General features: G+C 65.3%; 24 protein-coding genes. 14 read left to right on the top strand and 10 right to left on the bottom strand.

Features of this window, described 5'->3' with window-relative positions; all coding sequences use genetic code 11:
• Positions 1 to 33: 33 nt before the first annotated feature.
• The 3 genes from ACTJIL_RS13310 to ACTJIL_RS13300 all read left to right on the top strand — a co-directional run bounded on the left by ACTJIL_RS13310 (position 34) and on the right by ACTJIL_RS13300 (position 3691).
• Positions 34 to 1272: a sensor histidine kinase gene (locus tag ACTJIL_RS13310; protein ID WP_440756100.1), complete on the top strand. Its 1239-nt coding sequence runs from the start codon at positions 34 to 36 to the stop codon at positions 1270 to 1272.
• A gap of 40 nt (positions 1273 to 1312) precedes the next feature.
• Complete coding sequence (locus tag ACTJIL_RS13305) at positions 1313 to 1915, top strand: response regulator transcription factor (RefSeq protein ID WP_440756099.1); 603 nt, start codon at positions 1313 to 1315, stop codon at positions 1913 to 1915.
• Positions 1916 to 2014: 99 nt separating this feature from the next.
• Positions 2015 to 3691, top strand: a complete 1677-nt coding sequence (locus ACTJIL_RS13300) for a diguanylate cyclase (RefSeq protein WP_440756098.1) — start codon at positions 2015 to 2017, stop codon at positions 3689 to 3691.
• A gap of 187 nt (positions 3692 to 3878) precedes the next feature.
• On the opposite strand, the gene ACTJIL_RS13295 is transcribed toward ACTJIL_RS13300, so the two are convergent.
• The 7 genes from ACTJIL_RS13295 to ACTJIL_RS13265 all read right to left on the bottom strand — a co-directional run bounded on the left by ACTJIL_RS13295 (position 3879) and on the right by ACTJIL_RS13265 (position 10746).
• Positions 3879 to 5258 carry a leucyl aminopeptidase family protein gene (locus tag ACTJIL_RS13295; RefSeq protein WP_440756097.1) on the bottom strand — a complete coding sequence of 460 codons (1380 nt, stop codon included), beginning with the start codon at positions 5256 to 5258 and terminating at the stop codon, positions 3879 to 3881.
• On the bottom strand, positions 5255 to 5977 hold the full coding sequence (locus ACTJIL_RS13290; protein ID WP_440756096.1) for an HAD family hydrolase: 723 nt from the start codon (positions 5975 to 5977) through the stop codon (positions 5255 to 5257). The genes ACTJIL_RS13295 and ACTJIL_RS13290 overlap by 4 nt, the downstream gene beginning before the upstream one ends.
• 705 nt (positions 5978 to 6682) lie before the next feature.
• Positions 6683 to 7759: an AI-2E family transporter gene (locus ACTJIL_RS13285; RefSeq protein ID WP_440756625.1), complete on the bottom strand. Its 1077-nt coding sequence runs from the start codon at positions 7757 to 7759 to the stop codon at positions 6683 to 6685.
• A gap of 45 nt (positions 7760 to 7804) precedes the next feature.
• Complete coding sequence (locus ACTJIL_RS13280; protein ID WP_440756095.1) at positions 7805 to 8320, bottom strand: protein sip-5; 516 nt, start codon at positions 8318 to 8320, stop codon at positions 7805 to 7807.
• On the bottom strand, positions 8317 to 8808 hold the full coding sequence (locus tag ACTJIL_RS13275; RefSeq protein WP_440756094.1) for a phage holin family protein: 492 nt from the start codon (positions 8806 to 8808) through the stop codon (positions 8317 to 8319). The genes ACTJIL_RS13280 and ACTJIL_RS13275 overlap by 4 nt, the downstream gene beginning before the upstream one ends.
• A 24-nt stretch (positions 8809 to 8832) precedes the next feature.
• Positions 8833 to 9201 carry a hypothetical protein gene (locus ACTJIL_RS13270; RefSeq protein ID WP_440756093.1) on the bottom strand — a complete coding sequence of 123 codons (369 nt, stop codon included), beginning with the start codon at positions 9199 to 9201 and terminating at the stop codon, positions 8833 to 8835.
• A gap of 105 nt (positions 9202 to 9306) precedes the next feature.
• On the bottom strand, positions 9307 to 10746 hold the full coding sequence (locus ACTJIL_RS13265; RefSeq protein WP_440756092.1) for a Do family serine endopeptidase: 1440 nt from the start codon (positions 10744 to 10746) through the stop codon (positions 9307 to 9309).
• A gap of 652 nt (positions 10747 to 11398) precedes the next feature.
• On the opposite strand from ACTJIL_RS13265, the gene ACTJIL_RS13260 reads away from it, so the two are divergent.
• The 6 genes from ACTJIL_RS13260 to ACTJIL_RS13235 all read left to right on the top strand — a co-directional run bounded on the left by ACTJIL_RS13260 (position 11399) and on the right by ACTJIL_RS13235 (position 18130).
• Complete coding sequence (locus ACTJIL_RS13260) at positions 11399 to 13549, top strand: adenosylcobalamin-dependent ribonucleoside-diphosphate reductase (protein ID WP_440756091.1); 2151 nt, start codon at positions 11399 to 11401, stop codon at positions 13547 to 13549.
• Between the two features lie 186 nt (positions 13550 to 13735).
• Positions 13736 to 14272 carry a hypothetical protein gene (locus ACTJIL_RS13255; RefSeq protein ID WP_440756090.1) on the top strand — a complete coding sequence of 179 codons (537 nt, stop codon included), beginning with the start codon at positions 13736 to 13738 and terminating at the stop codon, positions 14270 to 14272.
• 121 nt (positions 14273 to 14393) lie between these two features.
• The gene (locus tag ACTJIL_RS13250) at positions 14394 to 15194 is read left to right on the top strand and encodes a TSCPD domain-containing protein (RefSeq protein ID WP_440756089.1); all 801 of its coding nucleotides are present in this window, start codon (positions 14394 to 14396) and stop codon (positions 15192 to 15194) included.
• A gap of 10 nt (positions 15195 to 15204) precedes the next feature.
• On the top strand, positions 15205 to 16332 hold the full coding sequence (locus ACTJIL_RS13245) for a hypothetical protein (RefSeq protein ID WP_440756088.1): 1128 nt from the start codon (positions 15205 to 15207) through the stop codon (positions 16330 to 16332).
• Between the two features lie 168 nt (positions 16333 to 16500).
• Positions 16501 to 17559, top strand: a complete 1059-nt coding sequence (locus ACTJIL_RS13240) for a ParA family protein (protein ID WP_440756087.1) — start codon at positions 16501 to 16503, stop codon at positions 17557 to 17559.
• Positions 17495 to 18130, top strand: a complete 636-nt coding sequence (locus tag ACTJIL_RS13235) for a HEPN domain-containing protein (protein WP_440756086.1) — start codon at positions 17495 to 17497, stop codon at positions 18128 to 18130. The genes ACTJIL_RS13240 and ACTJIL_RS13235 overlap by 65 nt, the downstream gene beginning before the upstream one ends.
• A 568-nt stretch (positions 18131 to 18698) precedes the next feature.
• On the opposite strand, the gene ACTJIL_RS13230 is transcribed toward ACTJIL_RS13235, so the two are convergent.
• The 3 genes from ACTJIL_RS13230 to ACTJIL_RS13220 all read right to left on the bottom strand — a co-directional run bounded on the left by ACTJIL_RS13230 (position 18699) and on the right by ACTJIL_RS13220 (position 21197).
• Positions 18699 to 19229 carry an REP-associated tyrosine transposase gene (locus ACTJIL_RS13230; protein ID WP_440756085.1) on the bottom strand — a complete coding sequence of 177 codons (531 nt, stop codon included), beginning with the start codon at positions 19227 to 19229 and terminating at the stop codon, positions 18699 to 18701.
• A 393-nt stretch (positions 19230 to 19622) separates the two neighbouring features.
• Positions 19623 to 20081: a hemerythrin domain-containing protein gene (locus ACTJIL_RS13225; RefSeq protein WP_440756084.1), complete on the bottom strand. Its 459-nt coding sequence runs from the start codon at positions 20079 to 20081 to the stop codon at positions 19623 to 19625.
• A gap of 225 nt (positions 20082 to 20306) precedes the next feature.
• Positions 20307 to 21197 (bottom strand): LysR family transcriptional regulator, encoded by an 891-nt coding sequence (locus ACTJIL_RS13220; RefSeq protein ID WP_440756083.1) that lies wholly within the window; start codon positions 21195 to 21197, stop codon positions 20307 to 20309.
• 134 nt (positions 21198 to 21331) lie between these two features.
• Here ACTJIL_RS13220 and ACTJIL_RS13215 point away from each other — a divergent pair, with 134 nt between their 5' ends.
• From ACTJIL_RS13215 to ACTJIL_RS13195, 5 genes are all read left to right on the top strand, one after another.
• Positions 21332 to 21910 carry an NADPH-dependent F420 reductase gene (locus ACTJIL_RS13215; RefSeq protein WP_440756082.1) on the top strand — a complete coding sequence of 193 codons (579 nt, stop codon included), beginning with the start codon at positions 21332 to 21334 and terminating at the stop codon, positions 21908 to 21910.
• A gap of 3 nt (positions 21911 to 21913) precedes the next feature.
• Positions 21914 to 22648 (top strand): SDR family NAD(P)-dependent oxidoreductase, encoded by a 735-nt coding sequence (locus tag ACTJIL_RS13210; protein ID WP_440756081.1) that lies wholly within the window; start codon positions 21914 to 21916, stop codon positions 22646 to 22648.
• Positions 22649 to 22941: 293 nt separating this feature from the next.
• Positions 22942 to 23751: a DUF3108 domain-containing protein gene (locus ACTJIL_RS13205; protein WP_440756080.1), complete on the top strand. Its 810-nt coding sequence runs from the start codon at positions 22942 to 22944 to the stop codon at positions 23749 to 23751.
• Positions 23752 to 23829: 78 nt separating this feature from the next.
• Positions 23830 to 23952, top strand: a complete 123-nt coding sequence (locus ACTJIL_RS13200; protein WP_440756079.1) for a hypothetical protein — start codon at positions 23830 to 23832, stop codon at positions 23950 to 23952.
• 197 nt (positions 23953 to 24149) lie between these two features.
• Positions 24150 to 24908: an MOSC domain-containing protein gene (locus ACTJIL_RS13195; protein WP_440756078.1), complete on the top strand. Its 759-nt coding sequence runs from the start codon at positions 24150 to 24152 to the stop codon at positions 24906 to 24908.
• Positions 24909 to 24960: the final 52 nt, after the last annotated feature.

Genomic DNA, 24960 nt, shown 5'->3' with positions numbered 1-24960 from the left:
CGCCGGGGCCGGATTTGCCCTGGACGGTGCGAGATGATGCGTCCATCGCTTCCCCAATGGCTGAGGCCGGCACCAGATTCCGCGGTGGCGATCGACGTGCGCGTGGGCAAGTCGCCGTGGGTGGAGGCGGTGCACCTGGTGTGGTCGGTGTGGGTGTTCATCACGCCGACGTTCGTGCCCGGCGGTTACTCGCTGCGCTGGGCGCTGCTGACGCTGGGTTCCTACCCGCTGTTCGTCCTGCTCTACGCGATGTGCCTGCTGTTGCCGCGGCGCATCGCGTCGCGGCCTGCGTACGGGCTGATCGCGCTGTGCCTGGTGCTGCTGCCCTGGTATCCGTCGGGCATCAGCTATTTCATCTTCGGCTGCGTGATGCTGCGGATGCACTTCTCGCAGTCGGCGTTCTTCTACCTCGGGCAGCTGCTGCTGGCCAATGCCATCTTCCTCGGCGCTGCGCTGTGGATCGGCTATCCGTGGCAAAGCGTCGCGTGGACGCCGATCATGACCCTGGTGATCGGGCTGGTGGTCAACGTCGAGCGCGCCACCAAGGAGAAGGACGCCGAGATCCGGCTCTCGCACGACGAAGTCCGCCGACTGGCCGCCACCGCCGAGCGCGAACGCATCGGCCGCGACCTGCACGACCTGCTCGGCCACACGCTGTCGCTGATCACCCTGAAGCTGGAGCTCTCGCGCAAGCTGTTCGAGCGCGACCCGGCCGCGTCTAAGCGCGAGCTGGAAGACGCCGAGGCCGTCGCCCGTCATGCGCTGGCCGAAGTGCGCAGTGCGGTCACCGGCATCCGCGCCACCGACCTGGCCGCGGAGCTCGCCTCGGCGCGACTGATGCTCGAGTCTTCCAGCGTGCACCTGGACTACGACCTGCCGCCGGTGGGGCTGGCGGAAGAAACCGAGCGCGGGCTGGCGCTGGTACTGCGCGAGGCGGCCACCAATATCGCCCGGCACGCACACGCGGGGGCGGCGCGGATTGGCTTTACCCGCGACGGCCAGTACCTGCAGGTGCTGGTGGCCGACGACGGCGTGGGCGGCATCGGCAGCGACGGCAATGGCCTGGGCGGGATGCGCGAACGCGTCGCCCGGCTGGGTGGCACGCTGGCCATCGAATCACCGCGCGGGCAGGGCACGCAGCTGCATCTTCGATTGCCGTTCGCGGCAGCGGATGCGGCGGCGGCCGCGCCCGCGCCCCCCAATCCTGCCGCCATGACCTGCGGTACGCGTTTCTCGGATGATGCGGCCGTCGCGGGCGGGCCCGCATCGTGACCGCGCGCCCGATGATGCCAACGGAAGGGAGCTGCACCGCATGATCCGCATCCTGCTGGCCGAGGACCAGGCGATGGTGCGCGGCGCGCTGTCGGCATTGCTGGGCCTGGAATCCGACATCGAAGTGCTCGGCGCCGCCGCCGACGGCGAAGCCGCGTGGCGCGAGTTGCAGCGCCTGCAGCCGGACGTGCTGGTCACCGATATCGAGATGCCCGGCCTGAGCGGTCTGGAGCTCGCGCAGCGCGTGCAGCGCCACGGGCTGGCGACGAAGGTCGTCATCGTCACCACCTTCGCCCGCAGCGGCTTCCTGCGCCGCGCGCTCGATGCCGGCGTCGTCGGATACCTGCTCAAGGACGCGCCGGCAGAGCACCTGGCCGAAGCGCTGCGCAAGGTGCATCGCGGCGGTCGCGCGATCGACCCGCAGCTGGCGCTCGACGCCTGGAGCGACGCCGATCCGCTCAACGATCGCGAACGCCAGGTGCTGCGGCTGGCCGGCGAGGGCCGCTCGGCCAGCGACATCGCCGCGCAGCTCAACCTTTCGCACGGCACCGTGCGCAATTACCTGTCGGAGGCGATCGGCAAGCTCGGCGTCGGCAACCGCATCGAGGCCTACCGGATGGCGCGGCAGAAGGGCTGGCTGTAGCGCGACTGCGAACTGAATGCGTGCATCCGGATTTCATGTGCTTGCCGCGGCGCGATCGTCATCCTAGTCTGCAACCTGTCACAGGACGCCCGGCTGGACATGCAGACGGTCAAGGAAAGAACCCGCTTCGGACTGCTGATCGCCGCCCTGATCTTCGTCGGGATCGGCCTGGGCGTCCTGTACGGCGCGCAGCGGCTGATCGGCGATTCGCGCTCGGTTGCCCACAGCAACGAGGTCACCGGCCGCCTCGACGAGATGGAAGCGCGGCTGCGCGACGCCGAATCCGCGCAGCGCGGCTACATCCTCACCGGGCGGGTCGACTACCTGGCCGATTACCACGGCTCGCGCGACCGCGTGCCCGCGCTGGTGGAGCGGATCAATTCCCTGGTCGCCGACAACCCGGAGCAGACCGGGCACGCTCGTGCGCTGCGCGCGCAGACCGAACTGCGCCTGCACCAGATGACCAACACCCTGCTGCGCTACGACAGCGACGGCGTCGCCGGTGCGCGCGCGTCGATGGGCAGCGACGTGTTCGAGACCTCCAGCGCGATCCGGCGGATCAAGGCGCAGATGGTGGAGGAGGAGCATGTGCTGCTCGAACAGCGCGCTGCGTCCACCCGCTACAGCGCCAATGCGCTGCGGGCGATCGCCGTGCTCGGCATTCCGCTCGGGCTGGTGGTGACCCTGGGGGTCTACCTGCTGCTGGTGCGCGAGATCGCCCGGCGCGCCGACGCCGAGGCGGCCGCGCGCGAAGTGCATGCACGGCTGCGCGAGGGCAACGCCGAACTCGAACACAAGAGCGCCGACCTGCGCGCGCTCAGCCGCTACGGCGGCATGCTGCAGGGCTGCGTCGACCCGGACGAGGCGCTGCAGCTGACTGCGCGCATGCTGTCGACGCTGCGCCCGGGTACCGCCGGCACCATCTACCGGATGCGCAACTCGCAGGACCACGCCGAGGCGGCGATCCACTGGGGGCGGCACCGCGCCGCCAGCGCGGAATCGCTGCTGCCAGAAGCGTGCTGGGGGCTGCGGCGCAACCAGCCCCACCTGTCGCCCGACGCGGCCGCGTCGCAATGCCGGCACGTGTCGGCGGTCGACCACGCCGGCGTCGCCACCGCCTGCATCCCGCTGATGGCGCAGGGCACGCAGATCGGCCTGTTGTACCTGTCGGACGACGACGACGGTTTCCTGTCGCGGATCGACATCATCGAGGCCGTCGCCGAGCAGCTGTCGATGGCGCTGTCGAACCTGTCGCTGCGCGAGAGCCTGCGCCTGCAGTCGATCCGCGAGCCGCTGACCGGGCTGTTCAACCGCCGCTACCTCGAGGAATCGGCGACCCGCGAACTCGCCCGCTGCGCGCGGCGCGAGCTGCCGCTGTCGCTGATGATGCTCGACATCGACCACTTCAAGGCCTTCAACGACGTGCACGGCCACGCCGGCGGCGACGCGTTGCTGGCGGCGTTCGGCAAGCTGCTGGCCGACCACAGCCGCGGCGAGGACATCGCCTGCCGCTACGGCGGCGAGGAGTTCACCCTGATCCTGCCCGAGGCACCGCCCGAGACGGCATTGCAGCGCGCCGAGGCGATCCGCGCGGCGGTGGAAACGATGCGCGTGCAGCACATGGGCCGAGACCTGCCGCAGGTGACGGTGTCGATCGGCGTGGCGGCCTTCCCCGCCGACGGCGACAGCCCGGAGGTGTTGTTGCGCGTCGCCGACGAGGCCCTGTACCGGGCCAAGCACAACGGCCGCAGCCGAGTCGAGCAGGCGTCCTTGTAGGAGCGGCCCATGGCCGCGAGCTTTGCCCCCTCCCCTGCGAAGGCAGAGGAGGGTTGGGGAGGGGTGCCTTGGGATCAGCTCGAACCGTGTGCACTCCCTCCCCGCCTCCCCCTGCCGTCGCAGGGGGAGTGGCAATGGCAAAAGCTCGGTTTGAAGCCGCTCCCACCAAGGGGGGCGTCGCCCCGACCTACGCGCAGCGCTGCTTGAGCATCTCGTAGGCCGCGCGCAGGCCCTGCGCCTCGCCGCCGGCGGGGCGGCCGGGGCGGTCGTTGTCGTTCCACGCATACACGTCCACGTGCGCCCACTTCTGCGCGGCGGGCACGAACCGTTCCAGGTACAGCGCGGCGGTGATGCTGCCGGCCATGCGGGTGGAGCTGCCGTTGGCGAGGTCGGCGACGTGGCTGGTCAGGTAGCGCAGGTACGGGCGCCACAGCGGCATCCGCCACATCGGATCGCGCACGCGCCGCGCGGCGGCGAGCCAGGCATCGGCCACCGCATCGTCGTTGCTGTACAGCGCCGGCAGGTCCGGGCCCAGCGCGATGCGCGCGGCGCCGGTGAGGGTGGCGAAGTCGACCAGCAGCGCCGGCTCGAGTTCGCCGGCCAGCGCCAGCGCATCGGCCAGGATCACCCGTCCTTCGGCGTCGGTGTTGTCGATCTCCACGCTCACGCCCTTGCGCGTGGCGACCACCTCGCCGGGACGGAACGCGTCCGGGCCGATCGCATTTTCCACCGCCGGGATCAGCAGCGTCAGCCGCAGCGGCAGCTTGCGCGCCATCACCAGCTCGGCCAGCGCCAGCGCGTGCGCCGCGCCGCCCATGTCCTTCTTCATGTTGCGCATGCCGTCGGCGCCCTTGATGTCCAGGCCGCCGGTGTCGAAGCACACGCCCTTGCCGACCAGCACGACGTGTTCGTTCGCGTCGTCTCCCCAGTCCAGCCGGATCAGCCGCGGCGCGCGATGCGAGGCGCGGCCGACGGCGTGGATCGAGGGGAAGTTCTGCTCCAGCAGGGCATCGCCGACGATGCTTTCGAACGTCGCGCCGTGCACCTGCGCGACTTCGCGCGCGATGTCCTCCAGCTCCTGCGGACCCATGTCCTGGGTCGGCGTGTTGACCAGGTCGCGCACGCGCAGGCAGGCGGCGAGCACGTCGGCCACCTCGGGGTCGATTTCGCCGGGCACCAGCTGCGCCGGCACGCGCGTCGCATCGCGGTAGCGGGTGAAGCGATAGGCGCCCAGGCCCCAGCCCAGCTGCAGCGCGCGGCTGGCGTCGGCGTCGAGCTCGCCGCTGACCTCCCAGTGGCCGCCGGGCAGCGACAGCGGCGCATGCGCATAGGAAAACGGATCGAGTGCATCGCCGGTGCCGAGCACCGCGCCGGCCAGCGCGCCTTCGCCGCCGGGCAGCGACAGCACCGAACCGGAGGCCGCATCGAAGCCGTGCGCCAGCATCCACTGCACCAGCGCCTGCGGCTGGCGCTTGCGCCAGTCCTCCAGGCCATCGCGGTTGACGAAGTACAGCGGACGCAGCGTCAGCGCCGGATCACGCTCGGCGAAACCATTGGGCAGGGTCATGCGGTGGCAGCCTTTGTGAGGGGAGGCAAGGCCGCGTCGAGCCAGTCGGCTAGCGCGGCGAGGGTGTCGAAATGCAGGTCCGGGCGGATGTCGTCGTGCGGCCAGTCGCGCGCTTCGCGATCGATCCAGCAGCTGCGCAGCCCGGCGCGCGCGGCGCCGAGCACGTCCATCTCGATGTGGTCGCCCACGTGCAGCACGTCATTCGGTGCGCAGCCCAGGCGTTCGCAGGCGGCGTGGAAGATGCTGGCATCGGGCTTGGCCGCACCGTGCTCGCGCGGGCCGAGGTTGAAGCGGAAGTGGTGCCCCAGCCCGATGCGGTCGAGATCGGCATTGCCGTTGGTCACCGCGGCCACCGGCACGCGCGCGGCGATGCGCTGCAGCGCATCGATGGCGTCGGGATAGCATTCGACCTGGTTGCGGGCCTCGTAGAACGCTTCGTAGGCGGCCTCGGCCAGAGCCGGATCTCCACCACTCTCGCGCAGCGCGCGTTCCAGCGTCATCCGGCGCAACGCGCCCAGGTCGTGCGCGAACTGCGGGTTCTCGTCGAACACGCGATCGCGCAGAGCGCGCATCTCGGTTGCGGGAAAGCGCAACGCAGTGGCCGGACTGTGCTCGCGCATCCACGCATCGAGCACGCGCTCGATCCGCGCACCGATGGGGGCGAACGGCCAGAGGGTGTCGTCGAGGTCGAGGGTGATGGCGCGGATGGCGAATTTCACAAGGCTATTCTACGACGCCGGCTGGCGAGGGGCCGAGGCGGCCCTGGACAGGTAAGTAGGGGAGGGTTGCGACGCCTGCTGCTGGCCGTTGCCGTTGTCGTTGCCGCCGGCGTTGGCTTTGGCTTCTCAAGGTCGATCCGCAATATCGGTCTTTGCAGACCCGGAGGGCGCCGCACATGGATGTGCGGCGTTTTTCTACGAGGCAGGATGCCGATTAGAAAAATCCCTGCGTCAACGAATCGCCCGGTTAGCTCTGTACGGGAAAGCGTTTTTCTTTGGTTCGTTTCTTTGACGCTTATCAAAGAAATGAACTCGGCCGCGCAGCGGGCGAAACGCCCTTGATCCCTTGTTTTTTGCAGATCCTTCCGGAAAAACCGAGGCGAAGATCAACAGCCAAGGTCAAAAGCTTTCGCCTTAGGCGACTTCATTTCTTTTGATAAGCGTCAAAAGAAACGGAAGCAAAGAAAAACGCTTCCCCGTACACACCTCCCGCCGGCTCGCGGAGTTCCGCAGGGATTTTTCTAATCGGCATCCTGCCTCATAGAAAAACGGCGCACATCCATGTGCGCCGCCCTCCGGGTCTGCAAATATCGATATTGCGGATCGACCTTGAGAAGTCAAAGTCGGCGGCAACGGCAACGGCAACGGCAACAGCAACAGCAACAGCAACAGCAACAGCAACAGCGGGCCGCTGCGCGAGCGCGACTACTCGAGCAGCCGCGCCCACCCCTCCATGCCCTCGATCCGCGCCAGCACCATCTTCATGCACACCAGCAGCGGCACCGCCAGCAGCAGGCCGATGATTCCCCACAGCCAGCCGAACAGCATCAGCGCCAGGATCAGGATCAGCGGCGACAGCGCCATCCGGCGGCCGAGGACGACCGGGGTGAGAATCTGGCCTTCCAGCGTGTGCAGGCCGAGGTAGATCGCAGCAGGCAGCAGCGAGGGACCGATCTCGTCGTAGGTGATGAAGCCCATCAGCAGCATCAGCACCACGCCGATCAGGGGGCCAACGTAGGGGGCGAAATTCAGCAGCGCCGCCAGCGTGCCCCACAGCAGCGCTTCGGACAGGTCGACGCCCAGCCAGTGCAGCGCGCCGGCCAGGACCATGCCCAGCGCGATGTTGATCAGGGTGATGGTGAGCACGTAGCGCGAGATCTCGCGTTCGATCGCCTGCAGGATGTCGACGGTGATCTTCTTGCGCTGGCGCGTGGGCAGCAGCGCGATCGCGTTGCGCTGCAGGTTCTCGCCGAAGACCATGAAGAAGTACGTCAGCAGCACCACCGCCAGCACCGAGGCGATCATCTTCGGGGTCGCGGTCAGCGACTTCCACGGGTCGGCGTCCTGGATCGTGACCACCTGCACCTTCGGCGGCTTGCTGTCGCTTTTGGTCACCTGGGCGAAGGTCTGCGCGGCCTGGTTGGCCTGCTGCATCGGTTCGGTCATGCGCTTGAGCTTGGGCGTGAGCAGGCGCAGTTCGCGGGGGGCCTGCTGCATCCACTCGCCGGCCGGCACCACCAGTTGCCGCCCCAGCATCACGGTCGCGGCCAGGCCGACCAGCAGCACCAGCAGCGCACCGATGAAGCGCGGGATCCAGATCTTTTGCAGGCCGCGCAGGATCGGGTTGCCGACCAGGGCGAAGAACATCGCCAGCAGGATCGGCAACAGCACCGCCTGCGCCGCCCACAGGGTGTAGCCGACCGCGAGCGTGGCGAGCACCATCAATGCGGTCGAGGCGCGTGGCCGCGGCGGTGCAGCGGCGCTGCTGTCGCCGGAGGGCATCGGATCCTGGGTGTTCACAGCGTGGCCTCGCGGGGCAGGGGGTGGTCAGCGTTCGGAGACGTCGGTCGCCGCTTCCGCGGGCGCGGGCGGCGTGGTCCAGGTGGGGTCGGGGCGACGCCGGTCGGCGCGTGGCCGCGGTTCGGCGTCAACGTCGACGTCCGCTGCAGGCGTCGCTTCGGCAACGGCCTGCGCCGCGACCGCTGCGTCGCCGGCCTCGTCCGCCGCGTGGCCGGCCTGGCTCGCTGCCTGGTCGGCGTGGTCCACCGCCTTGTCGGCACTGGCCGCGGCGACGGTCGACTGCAGCGAAGCGAACAGCCCCGACAGCGCGCCCACCAGCTGCAGCCAGCGGCCGCCGCCCGCGAGCCGCCTCAGGGCCACTGACGGATCCGAACGGCCCACCAGGAAGCCGGCCGCGAGGCCGGCCAGGACGATCCGCGTCGGCGTCCAGCTCTCGCGCCAGGTGGTCCTGAGGGCGGACATCCGCGTGCCGGTCTGCAGCGCGCGGCCTTCGACCAGTTGCTCGTGGCGCTCGACGCGGCGACGGATGGCCTCGAACTTCACGGCGCGCCCGCCTGCGGCGCGGTCGCCGGCGGATCGTCTTCGTCGTCGGCGTCCTCGTCACCGATCCCGAAGCGCGCCAGCTGCCGGCGCGTGGCGTGCATGCCGGCGTATTCGAAGAACACCGACACCCGCCACGCAGCGAAACCGGTGACGCCCAGGCTCAGCGCCGCGCAGATCGCGAACGCCGCCAGCCACGACAGCCCCAGCGAATGCAGCAGCGCGGTCAGCACGCCCATCACCAGCAGCCAGGCCGAGGCGCCGAACACGATCGCCACAGCTACCCAGGCCAGCGCGCGGCCCATCGCGCTGCGCGCGAGGGCGAGGTCGGCCGAGACCAGCCTGCGCAGCGCGCGGCCGGTGTCGAGCGCCGAGTCGATCGTCGCCCGGCCGGCGGCACCGATGCGCCGCACGCTCTCGTCCAGGTGCGGCGGCTTGCCGGTGTCGTCGTCGTGCGGGTCTGGCTGGTCTTGCGCGTCGCGGTCGGCCACGTCGTTCCCCCTCGTGACCGAACCTTACTTGTCTCCGCCGCCGCTGCGGGCGAGCTTGGCGATGATCCAGCCGGCGGCGAAGGCGACGCCGAACGAGGCGAGCGGGCGCTCGCGGATCAGGTCGGCGGCGCTGTCGACCAGGTCGCGGCCCTTGTCCATCAGCTGGTCGACCTGCTCGCGCGCCGCACCGGCGCCTTCCTCCAGCGCAGCGATGCCCGACAGCGCGCCGTCTGCCAGATCCGATTTCACCTGCGCCTTGCCCAGGCGCACTTCGTCGCCGGCGATGCTGGCGGCGCCGCGGATCGCATCGCTCGCGTGGCTGGCGGCCTGCTTGAGGTGGTCGCTGGCTTCGCCGAGGTTGCTCTTGAGGTTGTCGGTGTGGGTGGGATTCATCGTGGGAGCTCCGGGGGTGGGCGGATAGTTCCTCGGATGATCGCCGATTCCGGGTCGGCGAGGCGTGAGCATGGCGCCTCGCCTGCTACGCCTGCCCTCGTCGCTTCACCGCATCGGCAAGGTGCCCTGGGCGCCACCACGCAGGATGCGCAGCACCAGTTGCTGCGGCTGCTTGCTGACGCTGGCGCGGAAGCTGGGCAGGTCGCCGAAGCCGCCGCTGCTCGCGGCCAGCACCACGTCGCCCTCGCGCAGGCCGTTGCGTTCGGCGCGGCTGCCGCGCGCGACCTCGGCCACCAGCACGCCGCTGATGCCGCCACGGCGCGCGGTTTCCGGCAGTTCGGCGAAGCGGGCGCCGGACAGGCGCGGGTCGATGGTGCTGCCTTCCAGCGCGCGCGGCTGTTCGCGCAGCGTGGCCGACAGCGTGAATGGCTTGCCGGCGCGGCGCACGTCCAGCGTCACCTTCGCGTCCGGCGCCTGCAGGCCCTGGAAGTTGCGCAGCGTCTCGCTGTCGTTGATGCGCTGGCCGTTGGCCGCCACGATCACGTCGCCCGGCTCCAGCCCCGCCTTCTCGCCGGCCGAGTCCGCATACACGCGCGTCACCGCCGCGCCGCGGGCCACGTCCAGCCCCAGCGACTTGGCGATCCGCTCGTCCACGTCCTGGGTCTCGATGCCCAGCGTGCCGCGGCGCACGACGCCGCCGGCCAGCAGCTGCTGCATCACGTTCTCGGCCAGGTCCGACGGGATCGCGAAGCCCAGGCCGATGTTGCCGGCCATCGAGCCGCGCGGGTTGAAGCTGGCGGTGTTGATGCCGACCAGCTCGCCGTTGAGGTTGACCAGCGCGCCGCCGGAGTTGCCCGGGTTGATCGAGGCGTCGGTCTGGATGAAGTTCTGGAATCCCACTCCCGGCACGTTGCTGCGGCCCACGGCCGAAACGATGCCCGAGGTCACCGTCTGCCCGACCGCGAACGGGTTGCCCACCGCGACCACGAAGTCGCCCACCCGCAGGCGGTCGCTGTCGGCCAGCGGGATCGCGGTCAGGTTGTCGGCCTGGATGCGCATCACGGCCACGTCGGTGTCGGGGTCGGAGCCGACGAACTCGGCCTTGACCGTGCGCCCGTCCGAGAGCGTGACCGTGACGTCGTCGGCGCCCTCGATCACGTGATGGTTGGTCAGCACGTAGCCGTTCTTCGCGTCGATGATCACGCCCGACCCCAGCGACTGGTTGAGCTGCTGCTGGGAAAGCTCGGGGAACATGCGGCGGAAGAACGGGTCGTTGCCGAACGGGCTCACCCGCACTACCTGCCGGGTGCGCACGCTGACCACCGCCGGCGTCACCTTTTCCAGCATCGGCGCCAGCGAGGGCAGCGGCTGCCCGGCCACCGTGGTGGGCAGCGCGGTGACGGCCGGCAGTGCCGCCGGCGCGGCCGGCTCGGCGTGGGCGGGCCGGTCCAGGCCATCGCGCAGCGCGGTGGCGGCGAAACCGCCGAAAGCGGCGGCCAGGGTCAGGGCAAACAGGGTCCGGGTGGCGTTGGACGTCGGGCGCATGGGATTCCTTCGAAAGCTTGGATCGGGCACGTCATCGGGCACCGCGACGGGTGCGGACAACAGATGCGGGCGGCGGTGCCCCGGCCCAAGTCCGGGCCCCCGTCCGGCGGCGTTGAGTGTCTCCATGGACCGTTGAATCGGTGGTGAAGTTCGCCAATCGCATGCGTCGCAGGCCGCCGCAACGGGCATCTGCCGGCGCGGGCGGCAGGCCGGGTGGCCCCCCGCACCCGCGACCGGAGATGCCGCGCCGAGGGCGGTTTCCGGCCCCGTCCGGGGCCGTTTCCACCCGCCCGCGCAGTCCCCGCGGGCACCGGACCTGTGTCACGAAACAGGCGTCGGCGACAGTTGACTTCAGGCAGGGTGCCGGGTAGCTTGAATACCCGTCCGGCCACAACATGTTGGGGTCGGGCGGGAAGGTAGGACCCAAGCATTGGGGGTTGTCTGGGTTTTCGTGTGAACACGACGCCACGGGGGATGGTGCGCGATGGGAGCAGGATTCGCCGGCAAAAACCACGTCATTTCCAGCGCGACGCATGCCTGCGGCGCGGCTTCGCTGTCGCCGCATCCGGGCCAGCCCGGTGCGCGGCAAAACCACAAGAACAACAGGTTCCGGGACGACCCGGGCCAGGATTAGCAAGGAGATCCAACCAGCATGAGCACCGTGCGCCTCGAGGCCGTGAAGAACGAAACCGCCAAGGACATCCCGATGCAACCGGCGTCGCAGGACATCTGGGACAAGAAATACCGCCTCAAGACCAAGACCGGCGAAGCCGTGGATGCCGACATCGACGGCACCTACCAGCGCGTGGCCAAGGCCCTGGCCGAGGCCGAGCCCACCGCCGACAAGCGCCAGTACTGGAACGAGCGCTTCCTCTGGGCACTGCGCCGCGGCGCGATCCCTGCCGGCCGCATCACCTCCAACGCCGGCGCGCTGGAGCACAAGCCCGCCACCAGCACCATCAACTGCACCGTGTCCGGCACCATCGTCGACTCGATGGACGGCATCCTCGAGAAGGTCCACGAGGCCGGGCTGACGCTCAAGGCCGGCTGCGGTATCGGCTACGAGTTCAGCACCCTGCGCCCGCGCGGGGCGTTCGTCGCCGGCGCCGGCGCCTACACCTCCGGGCCGATGTCCTTCATGGATATCTACGACAAGATGTGTTTCACCGTCTCGTCCGCCGGCGGCCGCCGCGGCGCGCAGATGGGCACCTTCGACGTCAGCCACCCGGACGTGAAGGACTTCATCCGCGCCAAGCGCGAGGACGGCCGCCTGCGCCAGTTCAACCTGTCGCTGCTGATCACCGACGGCTTCATGGACGCGGTCAAGACCGACGCCGAGTGGCCGCTGGTGTTCCCGATCAACGAAAAGGAACAGGGCGGCATCGACCTGTCCAACGCCGACCAGGTGGCCTGGCGCGACTGGCCGCAGCACGAAAACTACATCGTCCGCGACGACGGCCTGGTGGCCTGCAAGGTCTACGGCCACATCAAGGCCCGGCACCTGTGGGACATGATCATGGTGTCCACGTATGACTACGCCGAGCCGGGTTTCATCCTGATCGACCGCGTCAACGAGATGAACAACAACTGGTGGTGCGAGAACATCCGCGCCACCAACCCCTGCGGCGAGCAGCCGCTGCCGCCCTACGGCGCCTGCCTGCTGGGTTCGGTCAACCTGACCAAGTTCGTGCGCGACCCGTTCACCGACCAGGCGCAGTTCGACTGGGAGGAATACAAGGAAGTCGTGCGCGTGTTCACCCGCATGCTCGACAACGTGGTCGAGGTCAACGGCCTGCCGCTGGAGCAGCAGCGCAACGAGATCATGCGCAAGCGCCGCCACGGCATGGGCTTCCTCGGCCTGGGCTCCACGGTGACGATGCTGAAGATGAAGTACGGCTCGAAGGAGTCGTGCGAGTTCACCGAGCGCATCGCCCGCGACATGGCCGTGGCCGGCTGGGAGACGGGCCTGTCGCTGGCCCAGGAAAAGGGCCCGGCGCCGATCATGGGCGAGCAGTTCGAGGTCACCGCCGAGATGCTGCGCAAGCGCCCGGAGATGGCGAAGGACGGCTGGCGCATCGGCCAGAAGATCGAGGGCAAGCAGCTGCACGCGCGCTACAGCCGCTACATGCAGCAGATCGCCACCGTCGCCCCGGAGCTGGTCGAGGAGCTCGCCGAGACCGGCGCCCGCTTCACCCACCACAGCTCCATCGCCCCCACCGGCACCATCTCGCTGTCGCTGGCCAACAACGCCTCCAACGGCATCGAGCCGTCGTTCGCCCACCACTACAGCCGCAACGTGATCCGCGAGGGCAAGAAGTCGAAGGAAAAGGTCGACGTGTTCTCCTTCGAGCTGCTCGCCTACCGCGAGCTGGTCAACGCCAAGGCGATGCCGTTCAGCGATGAACCGGCCTCGAAGCTGCCCGACTACTTCATCTCCGCCGACGACATCAGCCCGACCGAGCACGTCGACGTCCAGGCCGCCGCGCAGAAGTGGGTGGACTCCTCGATCTCCAAGACCGCCAACGTCCCCACGGATTACCCGTACGAGGACTTCAAGGACATCTACCGCTACGCCCACGAGAAGGGCCTGAAGGGTTGCACCACCTTCCGCTTCAACCCCGCCGCCTTCCAGGGCGTGCTGGTGAAGGAGGCCGACCTGGCCAACACCACCTACCGCTTCGAACTCGACGACGGCAGCGTGGTCGAGGTCCCGGGCAACGAGCAGATCGAATACGACGGCGAGCTGCACACCGCCGCCAACCTGTTCGACGCACTCAAAGAGGGTTACTACGGCAAGTTCTGATCCGCCCTGCTCCCTCCCCCGCGAAGGCAGGGGAGGGCCGGGGAGGGGTCCCGCAGGCACCCGCGTTTCCCATCCGCAAAACCCGCGACCGCAACCGGCGCGCCACCTTGCATACACGCCCCGAACTTCGCGCTACATTTCGCCGGCGGGCGCCCCGCCCGTAACAGACCTGACGAGGGAAACACAATGAGCAACGGCAACGGGGTCACCGCGACCCTTACCAATGCCGCCGAAGCCGTCGCCGACAAGGCGAAGGAAATCGGCAGCGCCGTGACCAAGCGCGCGAGCAAGGCAGTGAAGTCGGCGAAGAAGACCGCGAAGCAGGCCGAGAAGGCCGTCAGCAAGACGGCCAGCAAGGCGAAGAAGGCGGTCGGCAAGCGCGTCACCAAGGCCAAGAAGACGCTCGCCTCGGCCAGCGCCTCGGCCAAGGCCGAAGTCGCCGCGCTGAAGAACAAGGGTGCCGGCAAGAAGACCGCCGCCAAGAAGGCGGTAAAGAAGGCCGCGAAGAAGGTCGCGAAGAAGGCCTCGGCCAAGAAGGCGACCGTCAAGCGCAAGGTCGCCGCCAAGAAGGGCGCGGTGAAGAAGGCCGCCAAGAAGGTCGCCCGCAAGGCCGCCCCGAAGAAGGCCGCGAAGAAGGCAGCACCGAAGAAGGCCGCCAGAAAGGCACCGGCAAAGAAGGCCGGCGCCAAGAAGGCCACCCGCAAGGTCGCCAAGAAGAAGTGATGCTCCGAAGCCCCTCTCCCGCAAAGCGGGAGAGGGGCTGGGGTGAGGGCCCCGCTTTCGCCCTGTCCCACACCCGCAACACGCCCCACACATAACAAGCACAGCAATCAGGAACCGCGTCATGGCCGTCAAGATCGAAAAGAAAATCACCGGGTACGCCGTCGTCAGCGCCGAGGACAAGGAAAAAGCCGTCGCCGGCGCCTCCGTCGCGCGCGACAAGGCCGAAGCCGAGCTGCCCGTCGCCGACGTGATCCAGATGCACGAGCGCATCGAGCGCCCCGAAGTGCTGATCGGCAGCACCTACAAGATCAAGTCGCCGCTGGTCGAGCACGCCATGTACGTGACCATCAACGACATCGTGCTCAACGCAGGCTCCGAGCACGAGCAGCGCCGCCCGTTCGAGATCTTCGTCAACTCCAAGTCGATGGAACACTTCCAGTGGATCGTCGCGCTGACCCGCATCATGTCCGCCGTGTTCCGCAAGGGCGGCGACGTCACCTTCCTGGTCGACGAGATGAAGGCCGTGTTCGACCCCAAGGGCGGCTACTTCAAGGCCGGCGGCGTGTACATGCCGTCGCTGGTCGCCGAACTGGGCAGCATCATCGAGGACCACCTCAAGTCGATCGGCATGATCCACGACCCCGAGATGAGCCCCGCCCGGCGCGCGCTGATCGCCGAGAAGCGCCACGCCTACGAGCAGCGCTCAAAAAAAAAATCTGACGTAGCCGCTCCCGCCCAGGCGCAGGAGCCGATCGACTACACCGCCAACATGGAAGACCCCGCCGAGGATATCGCCGTCACCGGCGACGGCACCTCGTTCCCGCCTTCCGCATCCATGTGCCACAAGTGCAGCACCAAGGCCGTGGTGATCATGGATGGGTGTGCGACTTGTTTGAACTGCGGGTATTCGAAGTGCGGGTGAGTGGAAACTCTTGAATGGCTCGCAAGTGGCTGGCGCCGGGATGAGGTTTGAAAGGTCGGAAGAAGGACTCTATGTGCCTGCCGGCACCTTAGCTAAACGCTTCAGCATATTTCAGAGGTTTAACGCAGCCTCTGACAACGCTTGGTCGGCTATCTTCATAAATGGATTGATGGTGGCGATACAGCTGTTTACGGTCTGGGTGCTTTGGCTCACTTACCAGAACACCGTTATTCCGACGCGTCAGAAGGAATTGATGTCGGAGCAGCTTGCGCAACTTGAGCTTGAGCGCAAAGAAATTTTTGTAGACATTGCGAAGGCCAAGAAGGCCGCGAATGAAGCGCATCTGGTTCTACAGCAGAAGCAACGAGATATTCGACTGATTACTGCAGAACGCGAGAAGCTAATTCGCTCAGTGCAAGGCGCTCGATCCGACGCGCAAAAGTATCTTCATGTTGCGCAACAAGCTACGGCAAAAGCACAGGTGGCTGAGAAGGGTTTGTTGGCGGCACAAATGACGATATTTCAACAGCATGGATCAATGTTGGTTTCTGCGCCGAGGCTTAGTTATATGTCGCAGTCGATGCGCAGGCTAGTCAATGATGTCAACTCATCGTTGTCAGGTCATAAGCATCAAAATCTAAGCAAATACCTGACAGAAATTGATTCTTCGTGGCCGAGAGTCGATCAGATGGTGGCAGAGGTTGTACATCTCTTGCGTAACTCAAAGAGCAAGCTATTCCCGGAAAGCTATGGCGAAGAGCTTGCCGTTTATATGCTCAAGAATGCTCGTAATGTGAAATGTGAGAACCCCGATCTCGCCTCGCTTCGAAAAATCTATGGAAAAGAGGCGTCTGCATATCGAGCCAAGGAGACAAAGCGGGCGGAGATGTCTGACGCAAGCTACGTTGCAGATGGATTGAAGCAAGGAGTTCGCTATGTATTCACTGAGGAAAGTATGAAAGCCCGGGAGGAAATGATTGAGTCAATGGCTGACTACGCGGGTATGGCTAGAGTTCGGGAGTCCGTCGATGAATCAACGAGCGAGTGTTTTGACGAGCTCGAGTCTGTAGCGGATTCGTACTTCAAGTCAAAGGGAGTAGTGGCTCAGACGATTCCGAACGAAATCTCGCTCCGATAAGGCGTGCAACAGAAAGCGCGTAGACCTTGTAGAGCGGAATCCGCGTAGAAGAAAAGGTGCAGATACAATTTTCGACAGTTCAAATTGCCCAGGACACCTTGCTTGACCCCCGACTTTGCCGGAAGTACTCACCCATTGTTGATCGTGGTTTTTAGGAGAAGTTGAAAAATGGCAGTGCAGATATCTCTTTTTAATCACAAGGGTGGCGTAAGCAAAACAACTACGGCATTCAATCTTGGATGGATGCTCGCCTCCAAAGGGAAAAAAGTCCTATTGGCAGACTGTGATCCTCAATGCAATCTCACTGGAATGGTGCTTGGATTCAAAGCCAGCGAAGAGTTTGCTGCAATCTATGAGTCAGATGGCGTCAAGAACATCCGTGATGGTCTTGCACCTGCTTTCGAATCTAGGCCATCCCCGATTGATCCTATTGATTGCGAGCCAATTGCGGGTCAGCCGAATATGCAATTGATACCTGGGCATATTGGCCTTGCGGAGTATGAGGTAACACTAGGTATTGCTCAAGAACTCTCAGGATCTCTTGTAACGCTGCAAAATCTGCCAGGTTCATTACACCATCTCTTTAACTTGACTGCTCAGAAGTATGAGAGCGACTACGTCATAGTTGATATGAGCCCTAGTCTTGGGCCTATAAATCAGAATCTTCTGATGACAAGTGATTTCTTCCTTGTGCCTATGGCGCCGGACTACTTCTCAGTTATGGCTACCGATTCGCTTGCATCGGTATTGCCGAAGTGGAAGGCGTGGGCTAAGCAGGCGCAAAGCCTTTCTGTTCTCCAGAAGGCTACGTACCCATTTCCTCAAGTAAATCCGAAATTCCTGGGAACTGTGATTCAGAAGTACCGAATTCGGGATACTGATACGCCCTCGGCTGCGTTTCAGAAGTGGATTGACGAAGTCGAGCAAGCGGTACTAAGTAAGCTAATTCCATCTCTGAAAGAATGCGATATGACGCTGCCAGAGGCGGCCTATGCGGGGATAGATCTCGCTGTTGGCAAGCCTCTTCTTCAGATGTCTGACTTTAACGGATTGATCGCGCTCTCCCAAAAACACAAGGTGCCTGTGTTTGCACTGAGTGACGAGCAGCTGGAGCAGACTGGAATTGTTCTTGAGCGAACGAAACGCTCCATGAATAGCTTCAATGAGCTTTTTTCCGCGGCTGCGGACAGGATTATTGCGCTTACCGAATATGCAGCGAGCCATTGACTCCTTTCGTAAGAGCTTGCTTCACGTCGAGCATTTAGGCGGTCTCCATGCGGCGCTCGCAGGGCTTACCACTTCTGCCGTGGATGGATCAGACCTGCTGCGCGCACAGATCGTTCTTTCAGTAAGTGCCCTTGATTATTACGTCCATGAGGTCACAGTCCTTGGCATGAAAGAAATATTCGAGAGCAGAAGACCTCCAACGACGGCATTTTTGAAGTATCGCGTCTCAGTGGCCGTCGCATCTTCTGGATCAGCAGCCGTGTTCGAGGCTGAAGTTCGCGAGCGACACAGCTTTCTTTCGTTTCAACAGCCAGAAAAAGTAGCGGATGCAGTGCGTTTGTTCTCTGAGATTGATTTGTGGAAAGCTGTGGCCTCGGCCATGTCAACAACTGACCGAGCCGTCAAGGATCAATTGAAGCTCTTGATTGATCGAAGAAATAAGATTGCTCATGAGGCGGATCTTATCCCTGGTGTATTCGGCGAGCGATGGCCGATCGAAACCGCCGACGTGACGCGGTCTCTTTCATTTGTTCGCAACATATGCGAGGGAATTCATACGAGCATCGTCTGAGCCGGTGAAGAACGGGGTCAGGTGTACTTAATCTCTAGGATCCTCTGAACAATCCCGCGCCCGCGCGGCATGAAGAACGGGGTCAGGTTCACTTCCAATCGTGCGCAAGAGGGGGGCAAAACAAGGGTCAGAGTCGATTTTCTGAAATTTTCTGCCGGCTACGAGAATGCCTCTGACTCCGATTCTTGCTAGAAGTAACTTTGCCGGCTGCGCCGCTGTCACTAACCAGGATAATGCGGGTCGAGGAAGACGAAAAGCTGCAGTGCGGTCGGAGACGAAGCCGGCTTGTAACAAGAATTTGCGTTTGGTGGCCAAGCCATGGACGGCATTTCTGTGGACCCCGAAGTGTCCATCCTCCATCGGTTTGCTAGAGTCTTTCGCTTCGTTGGCAGGGGGGCAATGGTATGGCCACGACAAGGCAATGGATCGCGAGCGCATTGACGGCGGCAGCAGACCTCGTAGGGCGGAACCCGCGAAGCGGATTCCGCCGCATGTCTATCCGGCGCGTATCCCCATGGTCACATCCGGCGGAATCGCCTGCGGCGGTTCCGCCCTACGTCGCGTGTCTCTAGCAGTCATCGGGCATGTCGAATGAAGGCGCCGCGCCCCAATCGCGGGTGTACACCCCTCTCTCGACATAGGTGGCGAAGCTGGAGTGCGGCCAATCCGCCGTCCGTGTGACCAGGCCATGTTTGACGGGGTTGAAGTGGATGTAGTCGATGTGGTGCTGCAAGTCGATCTCGTCGCGGATCTGGTGCTCCCAGAATCTGCGTTGCCAGATGCCTCGCTCGCCGCGCGCGTGCCGGATCGTCGAGCGACGCTCCGTGTTGGGCAGCCCGCGACTGAAGTCGGTCTTGATGCGCCGCCACCGCGTCGAATAGTCCGAATCCCCGGGCGGCAGGCGCCATAGCCAGTGCATGTGCTCCGGCAGGACCACCCACGCCAGGATCGCGAGCGGCCGGCGTTGGCGCTCGGCATGCAGGCAGGTGCGAAGGCGGTCGATCTCGCGCACCAGCAATGTGTTGCGGTGACGTTCGAGCAGGTTGACGGTGAAAAACCAGGTGGCGCCCGGGGCGCGAGCCCGTCGATAGTCAGGCATGCCATCAATCCTTTGACGTGCAGGGATTGCATCTTGCCGGACAGGGGGTGCTTCCGGAAGGCATGCGGCGCCTATGCCCGTGGTCACATCCGGCGGAATCGCCTGTGGCGGTTCCGCCCTACGTTGCTGGGCGTGCGAAGAAGCCGGGCTGGACTACGAAGTCGGGTCCGTCCCGTTCAATGACCGGGGCAGGGCATTTCGCTCGCCAGCCTTTTGGCCAGGTGCCCTTCCTGGAGGAGGGTTTCGTGAAGCCCCGAGAAGGGCAACTTCGCCTACCGGGACAACCGCGCCCAGACGACGATACGCACCTGTCCGCGATACGCGGGAACTCCTCCCACGAAAACAGGGAGACCTCAGGCGCTGACCCTCATCCCAATGGTTTGCTTCCTGATTTCAGTCCTCTCTCAACACCTTCAGCATTCGCTTGTAATCCCGGCGGTACTGCTTGGCGAGCTGAAGCTTTTTAGCCTCGCTGAGGATTTTCCCCGAGACCTGAAAGAACTTCTTCTCTTCCTCGCGAAGGTGGTGATGCACTTTCTTCGAGAGCTTCCTGGCCGTGGCCAACCAGCCCCGGCTCGCCGGATCGCCTTCCTGCATCTCCTCGACCAGCTCATCCACCTCATGGTGTTCATGCAGGGCGTGGCGGGAGGAAGACAGACCCATGTCGTCCATCAGGATCGGTGCGTACAGGTAGCGTTCTTCGGCGGCGGCATGGGCCGCCAGTTCGATGCGCAGATCTGTGAATGTCGCGATGCGGTTCTCGGTGTGCGGTTTGGACCGCAGCAATTTGCGGCACAGTCCGCGTTGAATCTGGTGGCTTTCACGCAGTGCGTCATAGATCGTGTCGGGCATGGGCAGCACTCCAGTGCTTATGGGCTTCTGAAAGACATTCGCGCCATAGATGAGACTTCGGGAGAGAAGGCGGTGTGAATGCAAGCGTTCTTCAGCTCGTTGTCACCTGTATCCGTCCGGAAAAGGAGTCGGAAAACATTTCCGCTTGAATCCAGAAGCCAGTGACGAGGCACGCGGGAGAAAGGGATGATTCTTGGTAGCGAAAGCAGCCGGGCGGAGCCCCGGTCAGGTTTTGCCAAGGAGTTCGACCAGCCGCGACTCGCATGGAGACAGGTCGTGGCCCCGGCGCTGCGAGGTCATGAACGTGAGCGGGCCGAGGTGCCAGGCGCGGCGCTCGAGTTCGACGAGTTGTCCGCTCGCCAGATCCTTGCCGACGAGGTGCCGTGGCAAGTGTCCCCAGCCGAGGCCGGCCTTGAGCAGATCACGCTTGGCGCCGAGATCGTTGACCAGCCACTGGCGCTTGCCGGCGACGCCCTGCTGGGTCTTTTCCGCTCCGGGCTGGTTGTCCGTCACGACGATCTGGATGTGTCGGCCAAACTCGTCCATGGGGATGGGGTTCGGTGTCGAGGCCAGTGGATGCGATGGCGCACAGGCCGTCACCATCTCCGCCTCGCATAGCCAGCGGCGTTCCATGGCGTCCGGGTTCACCTCCGGCACGTTCGCGATCGTGACGGCCAGGGCACACACCCGTTCGAGCACCAGGTGCTCGCCGCCCTGCATGGTCGTGATCCGCAGGTTGATCGCTGCGGTGGGGAACTCTTCCTGCAGCGTCCGCAAGCAGTCGATCAGGTGGGTGCGCGGGAAGTAGGCATCGATCGCCACCGACACCTGCGGCACCCCGGCCCTGGCGATCGCATGGGCGCGGTTCTTCATTTCTTCCGTGCGTGAAATCACCGCCCGCGCGTCCGGCAGGAGGCTGCGGCCCGCCGCGGTGAGCTGCGCCTTGCGCGTGTTGCGCTCGAACAGTTCGACGTCGAACGCGCTTTCCAGCGCCTTGATCGCATGGCTGACGGCCGACTGCGCGCGCCTGAGCGTCCGCGCGGCGCCCGAGAAGCTTCCCTGGTCGCAGACCGCAACGAAGGCACGCAGCTGGTTGATGGTGACGCTGTCGAGCATTGTCATCTAAAAGTTAGATTGTATCGAGCGATGTTTCGCCAGTTGGATTGATGTGTCAAGGGCGCCAGATCGGTTGGGCAGCCGACCCGCTCGGGCCGGACACACCCAATCCAGACACTGAAATGGAGAACGACATGAACTACGCAATCATCGGTTTCGGCACCGTGGGCCAGGCCCTCGCCCGCGCCTTTGCCCGGCAAAACATCGAAGTCGCGGTCGCCAGCCGGCGGCCCCCCGAAGCCCTGGCGCCGCAGGCGAAGGCGATCGGCCCCACGGTCGTCCCCACGACGCTGCAGGAAGCCATCCAGGCGGACATCATTTTCCTGGCCGTTCCCTTCGAGCAGCATCGCGAGGTCGCCAGGAGCCTGGCTAACTGGCAGGGCAAGACGATCGTTGACGCGATGAACGGATTTGGCGTCTCCTCCGCGGTCGTCGCCAAGGCCTTCCCGGGCGCCCGGTTGGTGAAGGGCTTCAATCATCTCGCCGCCCGCACGCTGGCCACCGACCCGCGCGTCCAGGGTGGCCGGCGGGTCGTGTTCCTGTCGAGCGACGACGAAGGTGCCGCAGCGCCGGTGGCGGCGCTCGCCGAACAACTCGGGTTCGCGCCCGTCCATCTCGGCAAGTTCGAAGAGGGCGGCGCGCTGGTGCAGGCGCGCGCGGACAAGAGCTGGGGGCCTTTGATCTTCCAGGACCTCTTCAAGCAGGAGGCGTGAGCGATGAACAGACTCACTGGAAAGACCGCCGTGATCACCGGCGGCGCGACCGGCATCGGCCGCGCCGCGGCGAAGCGCTTCATCGAGGAGGGCGCCTTCGTCTTCGTCTTCGGCCGTCGGCAAACAGCGCTTGACGCCGCCGTGGCCGATCTCGGGCCCAACGCCCGCGCGGTGCAGGGCTCGGTCTCCGATCCGGCCGACCTCGACCGCCTCTACGCGGCGGTGAAGGCAGAGCGCGGAACCCTCGATATCGTTTTCGCCAATGCCGGGACGGGCAGCCTGCTAGCGCTCGGCGAGATCACCGCCGGGCAAATCGACGAAACCTTCGACACCAACGTGAAGGGCACGATCTTCACCGTGCAGAAGGCGCTGCCGCTGATGGGCCAGGGCGGTTCGATCATCCTGACCGGGTCGAGCGCCGGCACCACGGGCGCCCCGGCATTCAGCGCCTACAGCGCGAGCAAGGCGGCCGTGCGCAACCTCGCGCGATCCTGGGCGGAAGACCTGAAAGGCACCGGCATCCGGGTCAACGTGCTGTCGCCCGGGCCGACGGCGACCGAACTGGCGAAGGCCGCGGTGGGCGAGGAGGGCTTGAAGGCCTTCGCCGCGATGAATCCGCTGCAGCGCATGGCCGAGCCGGCGGAGATCGCAGCGGCGGCCGCCTTTCTCGCATCGCCGGACAGCAGCTTCATGACCGCCAGCGAGCTCGCCGTCGACGGCGGCCTGGCGCAACTCTGACGCGCTACGCCCGGAAGGATGCCGGGGATCAGCAGCGGAGCAGGGAACGGGGCCAGGCATGTCTTCCATGCCATCACCGTAGCGATGCGATTCAAGGCCGCGGAACGCAAGTTCGATCTGCTACGACGAGGTCAGGTTCACTTCCAGAAGAAACAGTTCGAATTCCCGCTCCCTGCTGGCGGCGAAAGGTTGGGTGTGCCGCGATTGCGGTTCGGGCGGCGACGTGACATTCGGCACTGCAGGCAGCAGGACGCGCGTTATCGAATACGGTCTCCCCGTCTGGAGATTGGTACATGGGTACTGTCCGCACCGTCCTGCCGTTCGCTCTCGTACTGTTTTCCGCCGTGGCCGGCGCAGCCGAGCCCGTGCGCGTCCTGCCATCGGACCTGCACCTGGACCGGCTGCGTCCGGCTACGCTCACCTATCTGGTCTACGTGCACGGCGCTCCGGGGACGGGTATCCGGCGCGCGATGCTCGCCACCACGGAAGTCAAGCGCGAACGCGCGGACGGCACCGACACCTGGGTGATCGAGCAACGTTGGGAAGACGAGACGGGGCAGGTGCACACCGCACACACCGTGCATTCCGCGAAGGATGCGATGACGCTGTCGCAAACCACTTCGTGGAACCGGCCGGACAGGCGCTACAGTGCGGCGGTGGTGCCGGCGACCGGGCAAGGCAGCATCGAAGGCGAGCTCTCGCCGGAAGTGCGAAAGAAAATGGAAGCCGGTTTTGCCGCGATGCGGGGCGGCTGGTGGATGAATTGGCATTCCGACCTCACCTTGTTGCCGCTGCTGCCTTACGAGAAAGGCGGTACGTTGCGCGTGCGCCTGTTCGATGTCGGCATGTCGGCGCCGGTGGAAGGCGACTACACCGTGATCGGCGAGCGCCAGTTGCAGGGCGGTGACGGCGTCGCCTACGACTGCTGGCTGGTCGAGAAGAGAAGCGGCCAACCGGACAGCGGCAACGTCCAGCGTTTCTGGATCGACAAGGCGCGCCGGCTGGTGGTGAAGGAGGAGGATGTCTTCAACGGGCAGTATCGTTCGAAGGTACTGCTGAGCGTACCTGCTGTCGTCGAGTTCGGATCGGGAGCCGCGCCATAGGCCAGAAACAAGAACGGGGCAAGAACTAACAAGAACGGGGTCGGGTTCACTTCTCGCTGAGCTGTCCGGAGACGGGAAGTGAATCTGATCCCGCTATTTTTTGATGGCGGTCGCGGTGATCGGCGGCTTGATCATGCGACGCTGGTGAGCCTGATCGTGATCCCGGCGGCGGTCACCGTGATCGACGACGTCGGCGAGTGAAGAAAAAACGTGTCAGGAACAACTCTCGGCAGTTCAGTGGCCCCTGACGCCTTTCTTGCTTTGTGTTGAATCATTTAAGATCACCCCGCGCCGCCATTGGTGGCGCGCACCGCTTCGAGAGGCGCTGCAGCGGCCGTCGGCCGTGACGCTCGAGGCGGTCGACAGCACAAGGGCGCCTCTTTCGGGAGGGCGCTGCCATGCCTGGCAATCACAACGGGAAACGCGTCGGCCGCGTCGTCGGACTCTGGCGCTATCCGGTCAAGTCGATGGGGTCCGAGGCGCTGGACGCGGTCGACGTGTCGTGGCACGGGCTGGCCGGGGATCGCCGCTGGGCGTTCGTGCGCGACGGCGTCGAGCGCAGCGGTTTTCCCTGGCTCACGCTGCGCCAGCGTGCGGACATGCGTCATTACCGTCCTTCGTTCGTCGATCCCGCCAGGCCGGATGGGTCGGCGACCCTCGTGCGCACGCCGTCGGGCGCGGTATTCGATGTGGTGGATCCGGCGCTGGCCGCGGAACTCTCCGCGGAGGGTGCGCGCGTGATCCGGCTGGACCGTGGCGCGTTCGACAGCTTCCCGCTGTCGCTGATCACGACCGCGACGATCGCCGCGCTCGGCGAGCGCGTCGGCATGGCGCTGGATGTACAGCGCTTCCGTCCGAACCTGCTGGTGGAGGCCGATTCCGCTGAACCTTTCGTCGAGGACACCTGGGTCGGTGCCGTGCTGCGCATCGGCACCACGCGCATGCGCGTGGACGCGCGCGATGGCCGCTGCGTCGTGATCACCATCGACCCGGAGACCACCGAGCGCGCCCCCGCCATCCTGCGAACGGTGGCACGCGAACGCGGAGGCCGGCTTGGCGTCTACGGCTCGACCGTGACACCGGGCAGGATCGCGCTACAGGATGAGGTGACGATCGAACAGGAAACGGGGATCGGAAATGCTGTCAGGGACAATTGAACCTTCCAGCGGGCGTCTGCACCACATGCAAAAGGGAGCAGACTGGAGCCTC

This window comes from Luteimonas sp. 22616 (assembly GCF_052044325.1).
GTDB lineage: Bacteria > Pseudomonadota > Gammaproteobacteria > Xanthomonadales > Xanthomonadaceae > Luteimonas.
This window is presented reverse-complemented; position numbering and strand designations above follow the sequence as displayed.